The organism is Cohnella sp. SGD-V74 (assembly GCF_003001675.1).
Lineage (GTDB): Bacteria > Bacillota > Bacilli > Paenibacillales > Paenibacillaceae > Cohnella.
Genome location: NZ_PVYW01000019.1, coordinates 106,937 through 127,088, shown reverse-complemented (window position 1 = coordinate 127,088; position 20,152 = coordinate 106,937). Strand labels below are relative to the sequence as shown.

Annotated in this window: 11 protein-coding genes; 3 read left to right on the top strand and 8 right to left on the bottom strand. The window is 61.9% G+C overall.

The features are described from left to right. Positions 1 to 31: 31 nt before the first annotated feature. From B0G52_RS25810 to B0G52_RS25775, 8 genes are read right to left on the bottom strand one after another with little or no spacing between them, the layout of a single operon-like run. Positions 32 to 3,211, bottom strand: coding sequence for a glycoside hydrolase family 2 TIM barrel-domain containing protein (locus B0G52_RS25810; RefSeq protein ID WP_094048654.1), 3,180 nt, complete (start codon positions 3,209 to 3,211; stop codon positions 32 to 34). Continuing rightward, entirely contained in the window at positions 3,208 to 4,608 is a 1,401-nt protein-coding gene (locus B0G52_RS25805) for a four-carbon acid sugar kinase family protein (protein ID WP_094048652.1), read from the bottom strand. The genes B0G52_RS25810 and B0G52_RS25805 overlap by 4 nt, the downstream gene beginning before the upstream one ends. Further along, positions 4,605 to 5,897, bottom strand: a complete 1,293-nt coding sequence (locus tag B0G52_RS25800; RefSeq protein WP_233163052.1) for a ribulose-bisphosphate carboxylase large subunit family protein — start codon at positions 5,895 to 5,897, stop codon at positions 4,605 to 4,607. Before B0G52_RS25800 ends, B0G52_RS25805 begins: the two co-directional genes overlap by 4 nt. Continuing rightward, entirely contained in the window at positions 5,884 to 6,558 is a 675-nt protein-coding gene (locus tag B0G52_RS25795; protein ID WP_094048650.1) for an aspartate/glutamate racemase family protein, read from the bottom strand. The genes B0G52_RS25800 and B0G52_RS25795 overlap by 14 nt, the downstream gene beginning before the upstream one ends. Before the next feature lie 41 nt (positions 6,559 to 6,599). Next, entirely contained in the window at positions 6,600 to 8,324 is a 1,725-nt protein-coding gene (locus tag B0G52_RS25790; protein ID WP_094048648.1) for a glycoside hydrolase family protein, read from the bottom strand. Then, positions 8,317 to 10,389, bottom strand: a complete 2,073-nt coding sequence (locus tag B0G52_RS25785) for a beta-galactosidase (RefSeq protein WP_094048646.1) — start codon at positions 10,387 to 10,389, stop codon at positions 8,317 to 8,319. Before B0G52_RS25785 ends, B0G52_RS25790 begins: the two co-directional genes overlap by 8 nt. Beyond that, the gene (locus tag B0G52_RS25780) at positions 10,386 to 13,064 is read right to left on the bottom strand and encodes a family 78 glycoside hydrolase catalytic domain (protein ID WP_094048643.1); all 2,679 of its coding nucleotides are present in this window, start codon (positions 13,062 to 13,064) and stop codon (positions 10,386 to 10,388) included. The genes B0G52_RS25785 and B0G52_RS25780 overlap by 4 nt, the downstream gene beginning before the upstream one ends. A 31-nt stretch (positions 13,065 to 13,095) precedes the next feature. Further along, complete coding sequence (locus B0G52_RS25775; RefSeq protein WP_094048640.1) at positions 13,096 to 14,109, bottom strand: family 43 glycosylhydrolase; 1,014 nt, start codon at positions 14,107 to 14,109, stop codon at positions 13,096 to 13,098. 173 nt (positions 14,110 to 14,282) lie between these two features. Between B0G52_RS25775 and B0G52_RS25770 the strand changes: the two genes are divergently transcribed. The 3 genes from B0G52_RS25770 (at position 14,283) to B0G52_RS25760 (ending at position 20,141) form a co-directional block, all read left to right on the top strand. Then, a complete protein-coding gene (locus B0G52_RS25770) occupies positions 14,283 to 18,140 on the top strand; it encodes a glycosyl hydrolase family 2 protein (RefSeq protein ID WP_233163050.1) in 3,858 nt (1,285 codons plus the stop codon). Positions 18,141 to 18,246: 106 nt separating this feature from the next. Continuing rightward, on the top strand, positions 18,247 to 19,230 hold the full coding sequence (locus B0G52_RS25765; protein ID WP_233163057.1) for an ABC transporter permease: 984 nt from the start codon (positions 18,247 to 18,249) through the stop codon (positions 19,228 to 19,230). 29 nt (positions 19,231 to 19,259) lie between these two features. After that, complete coding sequence (locus tag B0G52_RS25760; RefSeq protein ID WP_094048638.1) at positions 19,260 to 20,141, top strand: carbohydrate ABC transporter permease; 882 nt, start codon at positions 19,260 to 19,262, stop codon at positions 20,139 to 20,141. Positions 20,142 to 20,152: the final 11 nt, after the last annotated feature.

The window sequence follows — 20,152 nt, the reverse complement described above, 5'->3', positions numbered from 1 at the left end:
GGCGAACTGATGCAAAAGGGCACATGGCCGATCAAGCATCCGCTCCCGAGAGCGGACGGAATGCGATCCGGAACGCCAGCGGCGCGGCCGGAATCAAGTATTGCGGGAGCGTCGGCGCGTAGCCGCAACTGTGATTGCCGACGCCGGAATGGTAGCCGTCAACGTTCACGACGGTTTCCGGAAGCGGCTTCAGGTCAGCCAAGTGCTTCGCCGAGCCGAGGTTTTCGGTTGTATAGTGGCGGGCGCTCAGCTGCATAGGGGACCCCGATGCGATCCGCAATCCCGCCCCGTCCGAATTGGTCAGATCGGCCCAGCGAACATCTGTCTTGCCGCCGTTTTCCTGCGGTTTGATATACGGCACGAACTGCTGCGACACCGTTCCTGCATAACGGCCCATCTTGCCGCTCTCCCGGCGGTCTGGATAGCCTTCATGCGGTCCCCGGCCCAACCAAGTCAGCCGCTCGAAGCCGCCCGGCATCCGGAATTCCAGGCCGAGCCGCGGAAGCGGAGGAAGATTGTCCTTCACCGGTTCGATCCGGGTGTCGACTTCCAACTCTCCTGCTGCGGAGATCGAGTAGCGCTGACGGACGGAGAACAGAGGCCCCGAGCCCTTGACGCCCAGAATGCCTTCCAACTCGACTTTCGCTCTGCCGTCCGGGAGGAGCTTCCCGCCGAAGTTCCTCTTGAAGAACTCCAGCTCGTGATAGCCGGCTTCCCTCCATTGCTTGGCCAAGTGAACGTCGTTGTCGAGAGGCGCCCGCCACAGTTGAACGGAAGGGCTTGCTGCAAGCAGATCGACCCCGCTTGCGGTCCAGCGATCGAGACAGCCGCGCGCCTTATCGAATTCGAGCCGAAAGCCCGATCCCGAGACAAGGAAGCGGCGGCCGGCTTCCGTCACGGAGAGCGGTTTGGCCGCGATGCACAACGCGGGGGACGTCCGCGTCACGTCCGATGTTTGCTCTTCTCGCACCGCGCCGGCAGATTGGAGAGGAAGATCCGCCCACGCGACCTCGTGTCCGGCGTCCGCCCATGCTGTCGCGTCTCGCAGCGTAAAGCTCAGATGCACCCAATATTCCCCGGCTGGCGCTTCCGACTGCGTCCGATAGGCAATGGCGATTTCTTCGTCTGCGCCCGGGGGAGTCGCGAGCGAAGGGAGACGGCCGTGCTCGACGATGTCGCCCTCGCGCAGCAGCGTCCAGCGCGCGTCCAAATGCTCCAACGTGACATGGTCGTAACGATTCGAGACGCGCACGATCAGCCGCCGGATGTCCGCTTCCGGTCCGTCTTCCGTTCGCAGCAGCTCGGCTCGGACCGGTTCAATCGCTTTCTTGAATTCCAGAAGCGCGGGTTTGATTCCGCGATCCGGGAACACGAGACCGTCCACGCAGAAATGCCCGCTGTTGGGCACGTCTCCGAAATCCCCGCCGTAGGCGTATTCTCCTGCATCGGCACCATCGACGGAGCGCTTGCGCAGCGCCAGATCCGACCATTCCCAGATCAGCCCGCCGCACAGCCGGGGATAGCGGTACACCGCTTCCCAATATTCCTTCTGATTGCCGAGCGCGTTGCCCATCGCATGGCCGAATTCCACCATCAGATAGGGACGGCTGTCGTCCGTCTTGCGGCCTTCTTCGATCAGCATCTCGACGGAAGGGTACATGCTGCTGACGATGTCCGTTATCGGCGCGTCCTTAGCCCGCTCGTAATGGATCAGGCGCGTCGGATCGGCCTTCCGCACCCAGTCGGCCATGGCGTCGTGGTTGGGACCGTAGCCGGACTCGTTGCCGAGCGACCACACGAGGATGGAAGGATGGTTCTTATCCCTTTCCACCATCCGTTTTGCCCGATCGAGGAAGGCTTCGCGCCAACTCGGATCTTCAGCCAGCCGACTCTCGTAGGCCGTCTTCTCGTCCGGATTGTCGATCCAGCGGCTGATTTCGCCGAGGAAGACGCAGCCGTGCGTCTCCAGATCGGCTTCGTCCACGACGTACAGACCGTAGGCATCACACAGTTCCAGCCAGCGTGAATCGTTCGGATAGTGCGAGCAGCGGACCGTATTGACGTTATGGCGCTTCAGGAGCAGAATGTCCCGTTTCATCGCTTCGATCGTCGTCACGTGGCCCAGATCCGGGTCGAATTCGTTGCGGTTGACGCCCCGGACGACGATCGGACGGCCATTGACGAGCAATTGGCCGTCCCGTACGCGAACGTCCCGGAAGCCGACCGGATAACGATGCACCTCCTGCACGAAGCCCGCATCGTCCGACAAGATCAGCAGCAGCGTATACAGCTCGGGGGTTTCGGCCGACCACAGACGCGGAGCGCGCAGAGGCAGCTCGGCGGAGAGACGAAATTCGCCGCCCGGGGGCGGCAGCTCTCCGTCCAATTGATGCTCCAGCACGGTGCGAAGCTCTCCGTCGAGCAGTTCGGCCCGCAGCCGGAAGCCGCCGGCTGCCGCATCGTCCGAGGCGCCGCGGCACAGTTGAACGCACGCCTCGAGCGTCCCGTTGGCATAGGCCTCGTCCAGCCGCGCCCGAAGGCGCACGTCGCGCAGATGCGCGGAAGGAACAGAGAGCAGGAAGACATCGCGGAAAATACCGCTCAGTCGCCACTTGTCCTGATCCTCCAGATAGCTGCCTGTCGACCATTGATAGACGCGGACGGCGATGCGGTTGTGCCCCGGCTTTAAGAACTCGGTCGCATCGAATTCCATCCGGTTATGGCTGCCTTGGCCGAAGCCGACGAACCGGCCGTTTAGCCAGACATGGAAAGCCGCGTCGACGCCTTCGAACGCCAGAATCGCGCTCCGGCCCGTCCAATGCTCGGGAACCTCGAACGTACGCAAGTAGCTGCCTGTCGGGTTGAGCGCCGGAACGTGCGGAGGGTCGACGGGAAACGGATATTTACTGCTGCTGTACAGGGGAACGCCGTAGCCGTGCAGCTGCCAGTTCGAAGGAACCGGCAGGTCGTCCCAGTCCTCGAAGGAGAACGATTCCTCGTAAAACCGTTGGGGCGCGTCCTCCGGACAGTCTGAGTAGCAAAATTTCCATGGACCGTTCAGCGACAAGTAGTAGGGCGACGATTCCCGGTCGTGCGCGATCGCTTGCAGCCGGTCGGCATAAGGAATCGAAGTCGCGCGGGGCGACAGCGTATGGCGCTGCAGCACCTGCAGATTGGCCCAATCTTGCAGCTCGTCGATCCTTGGATTCATAGGGTACGGCCTCCTCGTCTTACGAGTTCGAAATAATCGGCTCCGCCGACCTGTCCGCCCTTCAGCGACAGCTCCAGACCGTCCAGCCGGGGATCCTCGGAGTAGCAGCGGCAGAGCGGTCCGCCGGGAACGATCGCGCTCCGGAACGTGATCGCGTCGATGCCCAGCTCCCGGGTGACGTACCCGGACGTATCGCCGCCGGCAATGAGAATCCGGCGCAGCCTGGCCGCCGCGACCAGGTTGCGGGCCAATCCGCCCAGACGCGTGCCGATGGCACGCGCAGAATCCGCGGTCTCCCAGCCCAGTTCGTCCAATCTGGTGCGCAGGGCTCCGATCGACGGGTCGTCCGGTCCCGCAGCGGAGTAGAGAATGACGCTTTGACCTTCCCCCAGGCGGCGGAGCGCCTGCTTGAACACCTCGGCGCACGAAGCCTCTACCCGGTCCGGGTCCAGCCAGTCCAAGGCAGGTATTTGAATCCCGGCGAAGCCGTGCGCCAAAGCCCACTCGATCTGTGTCTGCGTCACGGGCGAACAGCTGCCGGACAGAACGAGCAGCCGATCGGTCTCCCCGGGCGGAACCGTCGCTTCCGTCCTCGGACGGAGCAATCCCTGGCGTCTCCACCAAGCGGCCAGACCGTCCGACAAGCCGGAAGAGCCGACGGCAAACAGACTTTCGCCGGCAGCCTCCACTTCCTGCCAAATCAGCCGGCCTGTCATCTCCAGCCCTTCCTCGTCCAGCACGTCAAACAGCACGGCCTTCGCGTCCGAGCCTTCCAAGCGTTCGCGCAGACGAGACCCGGCCTCTTCTCCGGTACCCGTCAGCGCAGTCCAGTCCATCAACGCCACGGGCAGATCGGTCTGCTCCCGCAGATGAAGGCGAAGGTCCGACTCGGCCATCGGCGTTATCGGATGGCGGGACATCGTCGGATGACGGTCCAGCCGGTGAGTCGCTCCATCCCCTCCGGCGGCGAAATGGTGGCCGAAGAGGGTATACCGCTTCAGCCGGGGAGCCCCGGCCACGACGGGCACGAAGGACTGCCGCGGGTAGAGCTCGCGTCCCAACTCCAACACCTTGCCGATGCTGCCGGCCCGGGGGGAGGAATCGAAGGTGGAACAGATTTTATAATGAACGGTGGCCGCGCCGCAGTTCTTCAGCCGCTCCAGCAACGGCCGCAGCTCGCGCTCCATCCGCTCCGGAGACATCGAGCGTCCGACGCCGGCCACGCCGAAGCACTGCGCATCCGGAAAATGCGCCAGTCGCGCCTCCGACGGCGGCTCCAGAAACAGCACCGTTTCCGCACCGCCTTCCGTCAGCGACTCGAGCACGTCCGTCGATCCGGTAAAGTCGTCTCCGTAGTAACAAAGCAGCCGTTGGCCGCGCGCATTCTTCTTGGTCATCTCGAAGCATCCTTGGGTTTGAATTTATCGAAGGCGCGGCGCAGCTCCGGATGTGTCTGCGCGTAGTTTTCGGCTGGTATGCCGCGCATCGCCGCCTCCCAGCCTTGCTTCATGCTCTCGACGCCGGCCGTCGGTCCGTCCGGGTGGGCGAGTATACCGCCTCCAGCCAGATGCATGACGTCCACCGTCTTCGTCCTCGCATACGTAATCTCCGCCGTTCCAGCCCATTGGCCGGAGGACAGCACCGGCATCGTCTCGTAGCCGCCGAGCAGCGGCTGCATACAAGCGCGCACGGAAGCGACCACGGAATCGTCGCTTTCATAGAATTTGCTGCCCAGCCCGTTGACGTGCAGATGATCGGCGCCGGCCAGCCGGCACAGCTTCTGATAGGCTTGGAAGCTCATGCCGAGCTGACCGTGCCGGGTCAGCATGCCCCATTGGTTGCGGTGGCCGTGAATCGGCACTTCGCTGAACGTGTTAAGGTAAGCCAGGCCCGCGAGGCCGACGCTGTTCATGCTGACCATAACGCAGTTGCCCCCGGCGTTTACGACCGTGTCGTGGTTGCGCTTCAGCGTCTCGATGTCGCCGGTAATATTGTACGCGTACATGATTTTGCGCCCTGTCGCATCCGCAGCCCGCTCAATCGCGCGGGAGACCGCGGCGACCTTGTCGGGCAGGGGGCAATAAGGCGGATCGGCGTTCAACTCGTCGTCCTTGATGAAGTCCAGGCCTGAGGCTGCCAGCTCGTAGACGAGCGTCTCCAGCTCGAGAGGCGAGAGGCCGACGCTCGGCTTAACGATCGTCCCGATGATCGGGCGTCCGCGAACGCCCGTCAACCGCCGTGTGCCGTCGATGCCGAAGCGCGGTCCGGGATAGGCCGACGCGAAGGCGTCCGGCAGCTCCAGGTCGAGCAGGCGCAGGCCGGACAGCTCCCGCAGCTCGAACAGGTTCCCGGCTACGCAGGCCATCAGGTTCGGAATCGACGGCCCGAAATTATGCAAAGGGAAGGAGACCGCGATCTCCCCCCGCGAGTAGATTCCGTGATGTCCCGGCGGCACGGCCGCTCCCGGAAGCGAAGGCTGGCGAACCTGCTCGAGCGGGGTAACCCGTTCGAGGCGGGCGCCGAAGCGTTCCTTCAGCGACGCCGTCTCGCCTGGCACCGCCGTGAACGTGCCTGTCGATTGCTCCCCGGCGATCGCGACGGCCGCGCGCTCGAGAGAGAACGGGGTTTCCACCAGATAGGTGGCGATGACCCGATTCATCTGCAATGCCTCATCATTGGATTTCATCTTGGGCCTCCAGCAGACGCTTGACCGCCAGCACGCCGAGCCTTGGGCTGGAGAGCACCGGCTTGCCGGTCCTCTCTCGCAGCGAGGCTTCCATTCTCGCCATCGATCCTTGCGCGAGCACGATCGCATCGACGGAAGCCGCCAACTCCGCCGCCGTCTCCGCGATTCGGCGATCATGCTCCTCCGGCTTGCCGTCGACGAGCGCGTCGTAGGCGCCCGCGGCCAGCCCCTCCGTCAGCGACAACGTGCGTCCGGCCGCTTCGGCCTGGGCCCGCAGCAGCGCCATCGTCGGCGCCAGCGTAGTCGGCAGCGTCGCGATGACGCCGATGCGCGCGTAGCGGGAGACCGCCTCCAGCGCCATCGCTTCATCGATCTTCACGATAGGTACGTCCACGAAGCCTCTCGCCCGCTCGACGACCTCTCCGACCGAGGAGCAGGTGTTCAGGATGACGTCGGCGCCGAGATCCGCCGCACTGCGATAATAGCCGAGCAGACGGCCGGACACTTGCGGTGTGACGCCGCCCGCCCGCATGACGTCGGCGATCAGACTATCGTCGATGAGATTTACCAGCCGGCAACCCGGCAGCACTTCGTTGAATACTTGTTTCAGCGGCTCCGCCAATCCTTGGCCGGTATAGACGGCCGCAACCGTTTTGGTCATTTGCAGTTCCTCCTTGGGGGTCCGTTCAGCGTTCGTTTCGCTTACCAGACGAATTCGCGTTCCGGACGGTGGTAGTCGCCTTTGCGCAGCGGCGCTTGGTCCGCGATCGGACGGCCGCTGTACAGCGGCTTGCGCTTGCCGCGCGGCGAGATATCGACCACGTCGTCTCCGCGCCAATGGGTCACGAATTGCTCGCCGAGCGCCGTCTCCGTCGTCGTGCGGACGCTAAGCGGGAACGTTACGGTGATGGTCTCCCCGGCGCGCGCCGCGCCCAACTGCAGGAAGCATTGGCCCGCCCAGCGGCTCGGCTCCGAGCCTGTGCCTTCGGTCGTCTCTCCGTCGAGCTCGCGAACGATGCGTACCTTGGTGAAGCCGGCCCATTCCGGAATCCGTACTTGAAGCTTGGGGATATCCTCGCGAACGTCCAGCACGACTTTGCCTTCGTAAGGAAGGTAGCTGCTGACGTCGAGCTTGCGGGACCCCCGGCTGAGCAGGAAGTTCACGCTCACCGTGCCGAGCTCCTCCGTGATCGTGTTGCTCCAGCCCATGAACAGGCCGCGCGTGCCCGAACCGAGGCAGCAGATTTGCAGATCGCTCGTATGGCCGCGGCCGTGGCTATGGTCGCAGATGAAATCGTTCGGAGCCGAATAGCCGGCGAACGAGCCCCGCGTGCGCTGCGCGACCTTATAGTAGGACAACCAGCCCTGAACGTCCTTGGATTTGTCGTCCGTCTCTTCCACCCAGCTCAGGTCGAGCAGCTGTGATTCAGCGAGATGGTTGCGGATGAAGCGTTCGACGACGCCCCAATAATTCGTGTAGCCGCTTCGTGCCAGCGTGATGCCGGTGGTAATCAGGTCGACGAGCGAGCATGTCTCGTGCTCGTAGGCCTGCTCCTGCATATCGCCCGGCGTCCAGCCGAACGACGTGCACCAGGTCAGCGCCCAGTCGTAGCTTTTCTTCACAAAATTCAGAATCGAGGCGTCGCGGGTATGGTAGCCGAAGCGCGCGATTGCGTCGAGCGTGCCGAGCCGCGTATGGAAATGTCCGCTGCGGTAGGCGAGCGAGGAATTAAAGCTGCCGTCCTCATTAAACACGCCGCTGCGGTGAATGATCAGATTCGTGAAAAACTGGCACAGCTCGTAAGCGTCGGCATTGCCCGTCAGCTCGTAATATTTCAGCAGGGGCATGACGAGACGTCCGCAGAACGCAGCCGGATCGGGCGCCAGGCGAAGCTGCACCGCGTTCAGCGAGGGCCAGCCGCTGTCCTTGTATTCCGAAGCGGGGTAGTACCAGACGTCCCGTTCCTTGACTGCGATCCGCTTGAGGGCCGCCACGTGACGGTCCGCCGCTTCCTTCGCCCGGGCGTCGCCCGTCGTCATGTACCAACTGGTCAGAGCGAGCAAGACGGCGCGCTGGTCGATCAGGTTTGCGTTCGACTCCCAAGACATCACCGGATTGACGCCGCGATAACTTAGGCCGTCTTCCTTGAAGAAGCTGAGCAGATTTTCCTTGTACCGTTTCTCCGTTTCGACGCCGTAGGTCGAGCCCGACATGATTCTGGCCAGCGTCATAGCGTCGATCATGCGGCCGTGCGAGGAACCGTAATCCCAGTCCCCGTGCGTCATGAACGCCGGTTTATGGTTCAGGTCGGCGTTGAAAAAGGGAATGCCCCCGTGGTCCTCGTCCGCCATGCCCACCGTCGCGTTCAGCGCATGTATCGCCCGTTCCTCCAGCAGCAGCGTATCCGGAATCCGTCGTTTACTCATTGCCGTCTCCACTCCCGTGTTCGATTTGCTCCGCGACGATGACGCCCGCGGGCTCCAATTCCAACGTTCCTTCCAGCGGCGCGCCGTCGGACAGCCTTTTGAGTTTCAGCGAGCCCAGCGGAACCGGGCGCGGTTCGTCGGCGTGATTCAACAAGAACCAGAACGCCTTACCGTCCTTCTCGCGTTTCGTGACCTCCACGCCGGCCGGCGCTCCTTCGAGCAGCGGCGCCAGACCGAGTCCGCGGCATAGCTCCGCCGTCCAGTCGAGCAGGAAGGCGGCATCCGGACTGGAGGCGAGATACCAGGCCTCGCCTTGTCCGAAGCGGTTGCGGGTCAGCGCCGGCATCCCCCGGTAAAATTCCTCTCCATAGACGGCGACGGCCTCCGCGCCTTCAAGATGCGGCAGATCGCAGACGATGCCGCAGGCGTATTCCGTCTTCCCGCCGGCGAACACCTCTCGCATCACGAGCCGGTTATGCTGGCTCGGATACAGCGCATCGGTCTCCTCGACCCAGATGCCGAACAGCTTCCTCAGCTCTCCGGGATAGCCGCCCAATGCGATCAAGTCGGACTCGCCCGCGATGCCGCTGAAATACGTCGCGACGAGCGTGCCGCCTCCTTCGACGTACCGTTCCAGCTTGTCGGCATAGCCCGGCTTCACCATGTACAGCATCGGGGCGACGACCAGCGCGTAGCGGTCGAGGTCGCCGTCGGTGTTGACGATGTCGACGGGGATGTTTTGCGCGAAGAACGCGTCGTAATATTTCTGCACCTCGTCGACGTACTTCAGATAGACGCTCGGTCCGCTGCACAGCTCGGCCGCCCACCAAACCTCCCAATCGAACACGATCGCGACGCGGGCTTCAATGCGCGAGCCGAGCAGCGCGTCGCCGACCGCCTTCAGTTCGGAGCCGAGCGAGGAGACCTCCTCGAATACTCTCGTATGCTCGTGGCCGACATGCTCGATGACGGCGCCGTGAAATTTCTCGCAGGCGCCGAACGAGCGGCGCAGTTGGAAGAACATGACGGTGTCCGCGCCGCGCGCGACCGCCTGCCAGCTCCAGAGCCGCATGACGCCCGGGCGCTTAAGCGAGTTGTAGGGCTGCCAGTTCTGCTGGCTGGGCGTCTGCTCCATCAGCAGGAACGGATCCCCGTTTTTCAAGCCGCGCATCAGGTCGAGGCGGAAGGCGGTCACGCCGGTCGGCGTATCGAACGCCGGATAGTTATCCCAGGCGACGATGTCGCAATGCTTGCCCCATTGAAAATAATCGAGCGGCTTGTACGTGCCGTGCCCGTGCAGGTTGCTCGTAATCGGAACGTTCGGCGACAACTCCCGGATGGCGTCGCGTTCGAGCAAATACGTCTCGAGCACGCTCTCCGAGTTGAAGCGGTAGTAGTCCAAGGAAATCGCCTGGAAGGCGGTTTTGTCGGGGTCCTTCGGATCGAGATGCTCGCTGAGCAGGTTCGGCAGCACAATCTCGTTCCAGTCGTAGAACGTATGACCCCAGAATCGGGTGTACCAGGCTTGGTTCAAGGCGTCCAGCGTGCCGTATCTTTTCTTCAGCCACTCCCGGAAAGCCCGCTCGCAATTGTCGCAATAGCACTGGCAGCCCATCTCGTTGTTGACGTGCCAGACGAGCAGCGCCGGATGGCTTCCGTACCGTTCCGCGAGCTTGCGGCTCAGGCGCTCCGCGTACAGCCGCCAGGTCGGGCTGGTCGGGCAGTTGTTGTGGCGCATGCCGTACTTGCGCTTCCTGCCGGCGAAATCGACCGACAGCACGTCGGGATGACGCGTCGCCATCCAGGCCGGATACATGGCCGTTCCCGTGCCGAGCACGATGCGGATGCCGTTGCGGTGCAGCAGATCGACGATCTCGTCCAACTGCTCGAAACGGTACGTCTCCTCGTCCGGCTGCAACGACGCCCAGGAGAAGACATTGATCGTCGCGACGTCGATGCCCGCCAGCTTGAACAGGCGCATGTCCTCGTCCCAGACTTCCTTCGGCCATTGCTCGGGGTTGTAATCCCCGCCGTAATAGATTTTGTTCCACCCTGTGGTGATCATATCGCTTCGCTCCTTGTGAACGTGAACGTACCCGGCCCGGTCCGGTAGACCGCGCAGCCTTCCTCGTACCCGACGAAACGCGCGCCTTCGCCCTCAACGGCGACGGAATCCGTATCCTTCGCGGGAAGATGAACCGTGCCTTCGGCGTTGGGAGGAATGACGACGGCGACTTGCAACTTGCGGTCCTCCCCGCGATCCCAACGGATCGAGGCGACGCCGGCCCGCAGCTCGAAGCGGGCTTCCGCCCATTGCACGTCTCCGACGACGCCGGGTTTCGCTTGGACGGAGAAGCGTCCGGTATCCGGCACATAGCGGTAATCCAGTCCCGCCAGGCCGGTGTACAGCCATTCTTCCAGATGGCCGAGCATGAAATGGTTTTGCGATTTGCCGACGGTCGGCCCGTCCCAAGCTTCGGTCAGCGTCGTCGCCCCGTTGGCGATCTGATAGCCGTAGCCCGGCGTATCGGAGCGCCGCGTCATCCGGTAGACGAGATCGGAGCGGCCTCCCCGGGCAAGCGTCAGCAGCACGTACCGGTGTCCGACGTCGCCCGACGTCGTCCGGTCGCCGCGCTCCTCGATGTTGCGAACGAGCCGCGCGAACAGCGCTTCCCGGTGCGCTTCGGGCGCGAGCCCGATCGCCAGCGGCATGGCCAGGGCGGCATCGCTCCCCTCGGCGTACGAGGACGCCGCTTCGTCGAAAAATTCCCGGTTAAAGGCGACTTTAATCTCTTCGGCCAGCCGCCCGTAAGCGGCCGCGTCGTCTTCGCGGCCCAGACGCCGCGCGATGACGCGCATGACGACGGCCAATCCGTAGTAGATGGCGGTTTCGGCCAGCGCGACCGGCGTGTTCTGCGAGAAGCCGGGCCCCTTCGGGCCGACGTCGTACCAATCTCCGAGTCCGGCGCGCAGGATGCGGCCGTCGGCGGTCGCCGTCAAATAGTCGAGATAGCGGCCCAGCGTTCCGTAGTGCCGGCTCATCGCCCCGGCATTGCCGTAGCGCTGAAGCAGCTCCCACGAAGCCAGCACGCAGGCGCCTCCCCAGGCGGCCGCATCGCGGAAAACTTCCCACGGCTCGGGGAAGACGACGTATTCCGGCGCGGTCGTCGGAATGAGCCCATTGGGCTGCTGGGCGTCGGCGATATCGGACAGCACCTTCATCAGCAGCGCCTCGACGTCGTAATTGAACATCATCGAAGGGCCCATCAGATGGACCTGCTCCAGCCAGCCGAGCTTCTCACGGTGCGGACAATCCGTCAGCACGCTCTTCATGTTGCTGAGCATGGCGCGGCCGATGATGTCGTGGATCCGGTTCAGCAGCTCGTCGGAGCAGCGGAAGCTTCCCGTCGTCCGCACGTCCGGGTAGATCATCTGGCCTTCGACACGGTGGAGGACGGGCAATCCGTCGGCTCCCGCGGCATCGCTCTCGCTGCGGATGGCCCCGACGCCTTCCACCTGAACGTAGCGGAACCCGTAATACGTGAATTTCGGCCGCCAGCGCTCCTCGCCGTCGCCCTTTAGCACGTAGTTCCATTCATAAGGGGAGCCCGACCATTTCTGATTGGCCAGTCCATCCCCAGTCAGCAGCTCGGCGGGCGTCAGCTTGATTGCGGCGCCTCGCGGTCCGGAAACGGCAATCTCCGTCCAGCCGGAGAAGTTCCGGCCCAGATCGACGACGAACACGCCGGGCTTTGGCTCCGTCACGGAAACCGGAGACAGCTGCTCCATCACCTTGAGCGCGGGAGCCGACTGCGCGGCCATTTTTCCCGAAGGCGCTTTCACCTCCGCGGCTGAGTTCCATTCGCTGCCTTCTTCGTAGCCGGGCCGATCCCAGTCGTTCAGCTCACGTTGCGCGTCGTAATCCTCCCCGCCGTAGATGCAGGAGAATACGAGCGGACTTGCAGCCGTTCGCCAGGATCGGTCCGTGCCGATCGTCTCGGTCGTTCCATCGGCATAGTCGATGATCAGCTCGGCCAGGCATTTAGGGGCGCCGTAGGAATCTTTGAATTTCGTATAACGGCCGCCCATGACATGATAGAAGCCATTGCCGAGCGTGATCCCGGCGACGTTCTCTCCTTGTGACAGCGCATCGGTAATGTCGTAGACGGTGTACAGCACCGTTTTGTCGTATTCCGTCCAGCCGGGGTCCAGCTCGTAGTCGCCGACCTTGGCTCCGTTCAGGCGGAGCTCGTAGTGCCCCAGGCCGCTAATGTACGCCCGCGCCCGACGGATGGGCTTTCCGATCCGGAAGCTGCGCCGGAATCGGGGAAGCGGCCCGTCGTCCGCCTTGCCTTGCGCCGCTCCGATCCACTGTCCGCTCCAGTTTTCGGCGCGAAGCAAGCCCGTCTCCCACCAGGAGACGGGACTCATCGTTTGCCGGCCCTGTTCGTCCCATACTGTCACTTGCCAATAGTAGCGTCGCCGTGCCTCCAGCCCTGCGCCTTCGCAGGGGATCGCGGCATGGTTTCCGCCGATTCGCCGGCCGCTATCCCAGACGTCGGGCTGATCGCTGGCCAGCAGTTCCTCGGTTGTGGCGACCGCGATCCGATAAGCGGTTTGCAGACGTGAGTGCGTCTTGGACTGCGAGAAAGACCAGCCCAGCATGGGAGCGGTTGCATCCAACCCCAACGGACAGTTCCGTCCTTCCGTCCACATCGACTCGATTTGCAGCGCGTTCATTGTTGTTTTCCTCCCGAGGGATCGTATTCGGTCATTCCGCCGGCGGCGGAGGCAGCGGCTCGGACGTCGCGACCGTAATCGTGCGGAACTCTGGGAAAATATTGCACGTCCGATCCCCGTCCTGCGGCCGTCTGCTGGCTGTATAGAAGTGATACAGGATGCCGTTATGGCAGATCACGGAAGGTTTATGCGCGAAGATGGCGTCCAGTTCGCCTTCCGTGCCCGTCTCGATGATCGGTTCAGGATGTTTGTCCCAGTGAAGCAGATCGTCCGACAGGGCGATGCCTTCCTGCGCTTTCTTGTAATCGTAACCGAAAAAGTACATGACCCACCGGTCGCCGTCGCGGAGCACGCACGGGTCGCTGACGAAGCCGCTGTCCCATGCTCCGGGCGTCACTTGGAGAACGGGATTATGCTCGTAACGCTTCCAGCTTCGCAAATCGGTCGACAGGGCAACTCCCGTCTGTTCGATCCAGCGGCCGTGATCCTGATTTTTGGCGTTGTAGAACAGATAGAACGTGCCTTCGTGCTCGACCAGACACTCCTTGTACAGCCCTCCGCGCTCCCATTCCGCGCCTTCTTCCGGCACGAGAATCGGCTCCTCGAGCCGATGCCATGTCAGCAGGTTCTCGTCCTCCGTCCAGGCCAGCCCGATCTTCGCCGGACCGGCTTCGTAACCGTCGCCCGGATAGGAATGATACGTGAGCCAGTATTTACCCTGCCACTTTTTCAGCGTCGGAGCCCCATGCAAGTTGTTTTCCCGCAACATCCACGTTCCGGCGATGTTCCGTGAATCCCAGCGCGAACCGTCTTCCCTGTCCAGAATCGTCGCCAGTGGCTCCCAATGAAGCAGGTCGCCACTCGTCGCCAGCGCGGTCTGATAGCCCAGGCCGTCGAAGCCGACGTACATCATATAGAAGCGGTCGAGATGCCGGAAGACGAATGGACAATCGACCGCGTGACGGTCGAAGCTGCCGGGCTCTCCCGAGCCGACCAGCACGGGACGGCCGTATTTGCAAGGCGTTAAATAAGAGCGAATATTCAAGCGGATGTTCCCTCCTTGTCCTTCAGGCGTATGAAGTTTGCACCATCATAACATGGAAGGTTATCCGGATATTTAAGGCTTTTGATTAAGAATGATCGCTATACACCGCTTCGGACGGACTTCTAAGATAAGGGGTATGGGATGTGAATTCGAGAGGCAAGCGAGGGTGAACGATGAGCATAGAACGATTGAAAAGCCGGTTCCGCGACGCCGATCCGCGTTACGGACCTTTGCCTTTCTGGTGGTGGAGCGCGGAGGAAATCACGGAGGAGCGCATTCGCTGGCAGCTGCGGAAGTTCCGCGCCGGCGGCTTACGCAACATCGGCATAATCAACATCGCGCCGACCGGCCCCCAATACGGCAGCGTCGGCGATAATCCCGTCTACTTCAGCGAGCGCTGGTGGGAGATGTTCGAGGCGGCGCTGCGGGAAGCGGAGCGGCTCGGCATGTTCTTGTACTTCTACGATCAGATCGGCTTCTCCGGTTCGAACTTTCCGGCGCGTCTGGTGGCGGAGAATTCGGAGTTCGGCGGTTATCTGCTGCGCAGATTTTCCCCGGACGAACGGATGCCCGAAGGCGCGACGCCGCTGCTGCAAACCGAGGATTATCATTACGTCTCGGTACGGCAAGGCTTTAACTGGCTGGACCCCGCGGCTTGTGCCGCTCTGCTCGACAAAGTTCACGGCGAATTCGAGCGTCGGTTTCCGCACGATCTGGGAAGGACGATTGCAGGCAGCTTCCAGGACGAACTGCCGCCTCTGCCCTTATGGACGCCGCAGATCGCGGAGCTGTACGAAGCCCGTCACGGCGAGAGCCTGCTGCCGAAGCTTCCGGCGTTGTTCGACGATCTCCCGGAATCGGGGCAGGTGCGAAGGCAAGTGTACGAACTGGCGGCGGAATTGGCGGAGCGGGCCTTCTTCGTTCCGATCGCACAATGGCATGAGAAGCACGGCATGCTGCTGTGCTGCGATCAGGCGGGTTCGGCGAGAAAGGTGGATGTGCACGGCGCGCAGCGCCTTTATTTGGACTACCTCCGGACGCACCGCTGGTACAACGCTGCGGGCTGCGACATGGACGGAGAGATCAAGCCGCATTCGTCGATGGTTCATCTGCACGGCGGTAAGCGCGTCTTCCTGGAAGCGTTCCATACGAGCGGCTGGGGAGGAACGCTGGAAGAGACGCTGCATTGGCTCATTCCGTGGTTCCAGGCCGGAGTCACCTTGTACAGTCCGCATTCGGTTTATTACAGCACGCGGGGCGGCTGGTGGGAATGGGCGCCGCCCGACACCGGCTGGCGTCAGCCTTACTTCGAGCATTATTCGGTATTCGCCGATACGATCAGCCGTGTCTGTGCTCTGCTGAGCGAAGGCGCACATGTCGCGCCGGTCGCGGTGCATTACCCGTCTTATGCCGCCACCGGCTATATGTCGCTGGATGACGGGGCAAGCTCCGACCATCCGATGCTGGTCGCCAATAGAGTGCCCAACTCCGAGATGGAGCATCTTCGCCGGGTGTATGCCGACGTCGTCGGTTACAACGCCCGCAGGGATCAGCATAAGCTTGGGGCGCTCAGGGAAGCCCGATTCGATTTCGACGTCGTCGACGATTCGGCACTGGAAAAAAGCACGGCGGCAGACGGCAAGCTGCGCATCGCGGACGAGACGTTCGAAGTGCTGCTGCTGTGCGGGACGACGAGAATGGACGAGGCGGCCCGCGGCAAGGTAGAACGCTGGATTCGCGAGGGCGGATGGGTGATCGGCATCGAAGTGCCGGAAGACGATCCGGCGTTCGAGGGAGTCGTGCGGGTCGGGTCCGCTGCCGAAGCCGTTCGGCTTCTGAAGGAGCGTATTCTCCGCGTCGCGGAAGGGCCGGGAATGTCGCTTCACCGCCGGACGGAGGAGGCCGATATTTTCCTGCTGCTGCCGGGAGAAGGCGGGCTGTTGGAGATGCATCGACCGGCCGACGAGCGGTCGGCGCTGCCCGAGAGCGCCGTTTATCGGTTGCGTACGCCCGGCCGTCCCCAGCTCTGGGACCCGGTCAGCGGAGATATCGTTCCCGCTGCATATACGCGCGACGGCGAATGGGCGGAACTGGCCGTGAGCTTCGTTTCCTGGCCGGCCGCGCTGGTCGTCTGCCCGCGGGAGGAGGACGGGAACGGCGAGCCGTTCGTCGGGGTTACCGCTCCGGCGGTTTTGCCCTCCAACGCTGCGGCGATTCCCTCGAGAGCCGAAAGTCGTGAATTGTCCTCGAATGATTGGCGTATTATGGCGGTCCCGACGATGGACAATCGTTACGGCGATTTCGACCTTCACGGGGAACGGACGCAGGAGGCGCCGATCGAGCGCCGTCAGGTTCGGGTGATGCGGGAGACGGACGAATCCGAAGGAGAACGGGCCGGCTGGCAGCTTCCGGATCATGACGACGCTTCCTGGAACGTTCGTCTATGGAGCGAGGCCGATTACTGGGAGGCCTCCCCGGATGAGCGCTTCGAACCCGGAAAATGCACGCCTGTCGTCTACAGCCGCACCTTCGGAGACCACAAATTCAGATCGTGGGCCGGCCGGATGGGCCGCGTGCCGAGACGGTTTCTGAACCTGGGTGAAATCGAGAGAGGCTGGGACGTATGGGCCCGCACCTTCGTGCTTGCGCCTGCGGCCGGCCGCTATTGGATACGCGTCGAGAGCAACGCCGAGATCGCGGGCTGGCTAGGGGGCGAACCGATCCGCTGGCGGGGCGGCCCGGAGGAGCAGACCGCCTGGATCGATCTGGCCGCCGGCCCCAACGAATTGAAGCTGCGGGCGAAGGCCATCGTTACGGGACTGATTCGGGCCGGCGTGGAAGTGAACGCCGAGGCGCGGCCATCGCTGCCTAAATGGATTAAGACGACGACTCCCAATGCCGGCTCGCGTCTGACCAAGACGATCGAGCAGGAAAAGGGCGCAGGCGTGGAACGCGTCAGACTCGTTTTTGCCGCTCGAGGCCGGGCTGCGCTGTACGTGAACGGGACCAAGGTGACGGAGCACGGCGACTTTAATCCGTATATTCGGCAAGGCCAGGAAGAGGTCGATATCACATCCCTATGGCGGGAAGGAGCCAATGAAATTCGGTTCCAACTGCCCGAAGGCGTCGGCGAGGTGCTGGCGGACGGCGTTGTCGAGCTTGCCGACGGGAGGAACATGGAGTTCTGGACCGAGGAAGACTGGACGGACGAGAACGGCCAAGCCGCGGCGATTCTGCATGAGGCGGTGCTTCAGTTCGCCGAGACCGAGACGCTGTGGCTGTCTCCCCGTCCGCATCCGCTGCCGGATGTCGGCTGGCTCATGCCGGACTCCGTTCCTGCCGCCAAGCCGCTGCCATTCCAGCGGAATCCAGCGATAATCGGCCGCCCCGTATGGGTGCGGTTCCCGCTGCCCGTCGGCGCGACCGTCATGACCGTGGCGGCAGCCGGCTCGCTGAGAGTCTGGATTGCCGGCCGGGAGCGCGTCGTCCGCGATGGACAGATCGTCTTCCCGCCTCAGGAGGCGGGAACGATGGCCGCGATTCGGATCGAGCCGGCCGGACCGTGCTCCGACGCGGACGTCTTGCTCGCGCCGATCCGATTCCGTCTCTCGCCCACGCCGGGCAAGCTGGGCGATTGGCGGACGTCGCTTGCCCTGCCGCATCATAGTGGTGCGGTGGAATACGAACGGATCGTGGAACTTCGGGGAGACGGACGCGCGACGTTGGATTTGGGACATGTCCGGGGAACCGCCGAGGCGTGGCTGGACGGACGCCCGCTTGGGGTTCGGGCATGGCGGCCTTACCGCTTCGAACTGGGCGAGGCTCTGGAGGAAGGTGTGCATCGGCTGCGTATCCGCGTTACGAATACGCTGGGCGCGCACTACGAGATTGGAAGGCCGTCGCATAACGTGGGAGGCAGCACCGATCCGAAAGTTTCGTACTGGAACGGCAGCATCGATCCGGGCTGGCAGCCGCAGTTTGCCGCAGGGGGACTGTACGGGCCTGTCCGGATTTACGAAGAAACATCTTAAAATCGATCATCAGAGTTGTAAAATGAACAATTGAGCCGTTCGGGCGCGTATTGTAACCTCGAATTAAGGTAGCAATACGCGCCGATAAGGAGTGAATCGATTGAAACTGCAAACGGTAAAGGAACATGCTGCGACGAACAAATCGGGTCATTCGGTCAGCCTCCTGTGGAAGCGCTTTAGACAGCAAAAATACATGCAGCTTTTTGTATGGATGGGCTTGATTTCCCTATTCGTTTTTCACTACCTTCCGATGTTCGGCATTCTGATCGCATTCAAGAACTACAAGATCGCTTCCGGTATCTCCGGAATATTCACCAGCGAATGGGTCGGACTGAAATATTTCAAAGAGTTCGTAAACAGCTACAACTTCGAAACGATCGTCGCCAACACGCTCGGTATCAGCTTTCTGAAACTCATTTTCGCATTCCCGGTTCCGATTCTGCTGGCGCTTATGCTGAACGAGGTCAAGGACGGATTGTTCAAACGGGCGGTGCAGACGGCCAGCTATTTGCCCCACTTCATTTCCTGGGTCGTCGTGGCCGGGCTCGCTTCGGTGTTCCTGTCCGAGAATCGCGGTATTTTCAACAACCTGCTCTTGGGGCTGGGGCTGATCAGCGAACCGATCGCTTTCCTGTCCGACCCCGGCAGCTTCTGGGGAATGGCGGTAGGAACCGCAGTGTGGAAGGAATCTGGATGGTGGACGATCATCTTCCTGGCCGCCGTCAGCGGCATCTCTCCCTCATTGTACGAGGCGGCGCATATCGACGGAGCCGGCCGCTTACGCCGCATCTGGCATATTACGCTTCCCGGCATCAGGGGAACAACCATCGTTGTGCTTATTTTAGCGATCGGAAGCTTGCTCGGCGGCGGACTGGTCGGCTCTAATTTCGAACAAGCCTTCCTGCTCGGGAACGCGGTGAACGCGGACAAATCGGAAATTTTGCAGACGTATGCGTTTAAGGTGGGGCTGTCCCAGGGCCGTTACTCCTTCGCCACCGCCATCGATCTGCTGCAGGCCGTCATCTCCGTTATTCTGATTTTCGGCAGTAACTGGATTTCCAAGAAAACGACCAAGTCGGGCTTGTTCTAGACAGCGCGAAGAAGAAAGGAGGGGCTCGCTTGAGAAAAAGAACGTTCGAAGATTACTCCATAGATACGATCGTTTATGCTCTGCTGATCGTCATCTTTATCGTAACCGCTTATCCTTTCTATTATCTGTTCGTCATCTCTTTCAATAACGGATTGGATACCGGGCTGGGGGGAATCTACTTCTGGCCGAGGGATTTTACGCTGGCGAACTACGAGAAGATCATGGGCGATGCGAAATGGACGCTGGCCTTCTTCGTCACAGTGGCAAGGACGGGAGTCGGGACGCTGCTCGGAGTCGTCTTCACTTGCCTCGTGTCTTACGGATTGGCGCATAAAGGACTTGTTTTCAAAAAAGTCTACTTCTCCTTGTTCGTCATTGGCATGTACGTATCCGGAGGATTGATTCCTTTCTATATTATTCTGCGGCATTTGCATTTGCTGAACACGTTCTGGGTTTACGTAATTCCTTCGATGCTCAATATTTTCTTCTTGTTCATCGCCGTTTCCTTCTTCCGGGAAATTCCTTCGGAGCTGAGAGAAGCCGCGACGATCGACGGAGCGAACGACTTGAAAATTTTCCGTTCCGTTATTCTGCCGATCTCCAAGCCCCTAATGGCGACGATGGCGTTGTTCCTCGGCGTCGGACAATGGAATGCTTGGCTGGACTCGGCGTATTACGTGCAAAATGAGAACTTGAGAACGTTGACCTATCGTATGATCGAGGTAATCAACCGGGGCAACATTCCGACAGATGCGGTCAGTATCGAATACGCGGCCAACGCAGTAAGAGTGACGACCTACTCCCTGCAGGTGACGTCAATGGTGGTGGCCGTCGTGCCGATCATGCTCGTCTATCCTTTCCTGCAGAAGTACTTCGTCAAAGGCGCGATGATCGGTGCGGTAAAAGGTTGATTGACTGTCGG

Coding starts and splice junctions, on each gene's coding strand:
- B0G52_RS25810 (WP_094048654.1), bottom strand. CDS start 3,211: ATGAATCCAAGGATCGACGAGCTGCAAGATTGGGCCAATCTGCAGGTG.
- B0G52_RS25805 (WP_094048652.1), bottom strand. CDS start 4,608: ATGACCAAGAAGAATGCGCGCGGCCAACGGCTGCTTTGTTACTACGGA.
- B0G52_RS25800 (WP_233163052.1), bottom strand. CDS start 5,897: ATGAAATCCAATGATGAGGCATTGCAGATGAATCGGGTCATCGCCACC.
- B0G52_RS25795 (WP_094048650.1), bottom strand. CDS start 6,558: ATGACCAAAACGGTTGCGGCCGTCTATACCGGCCAAGGATTGGCGGAG.
- B0G52_RS25790 (WP_094048648.1), bottom strand. CDS start 8,324: ATGAGTAAACGACGGATTCCGGATACGCTGCTGCTGGAGGAACGGGCG.
- B0G52_RS25785 (WP_094048646.1), bottom strand. CDS start 10,389: ATGATCACCACAGGGTGGAACAAAATCTATTACGGCGGGGATTACAAC.
- B0G52_RS25780 (WP_094048643.1), bottom strand. CDS start 13,064: ATGAACGCGCTGCAAATCGAGTCGATGTGGACGGAAGGACGGAACTGT.
- B0G52_RS25770 (WP_233163050.1), top strand. CDS start 14,283: ATGAGCATAGAACGATTGAAAAGCCGGTTCCGCGACGCCGATCCGCGT.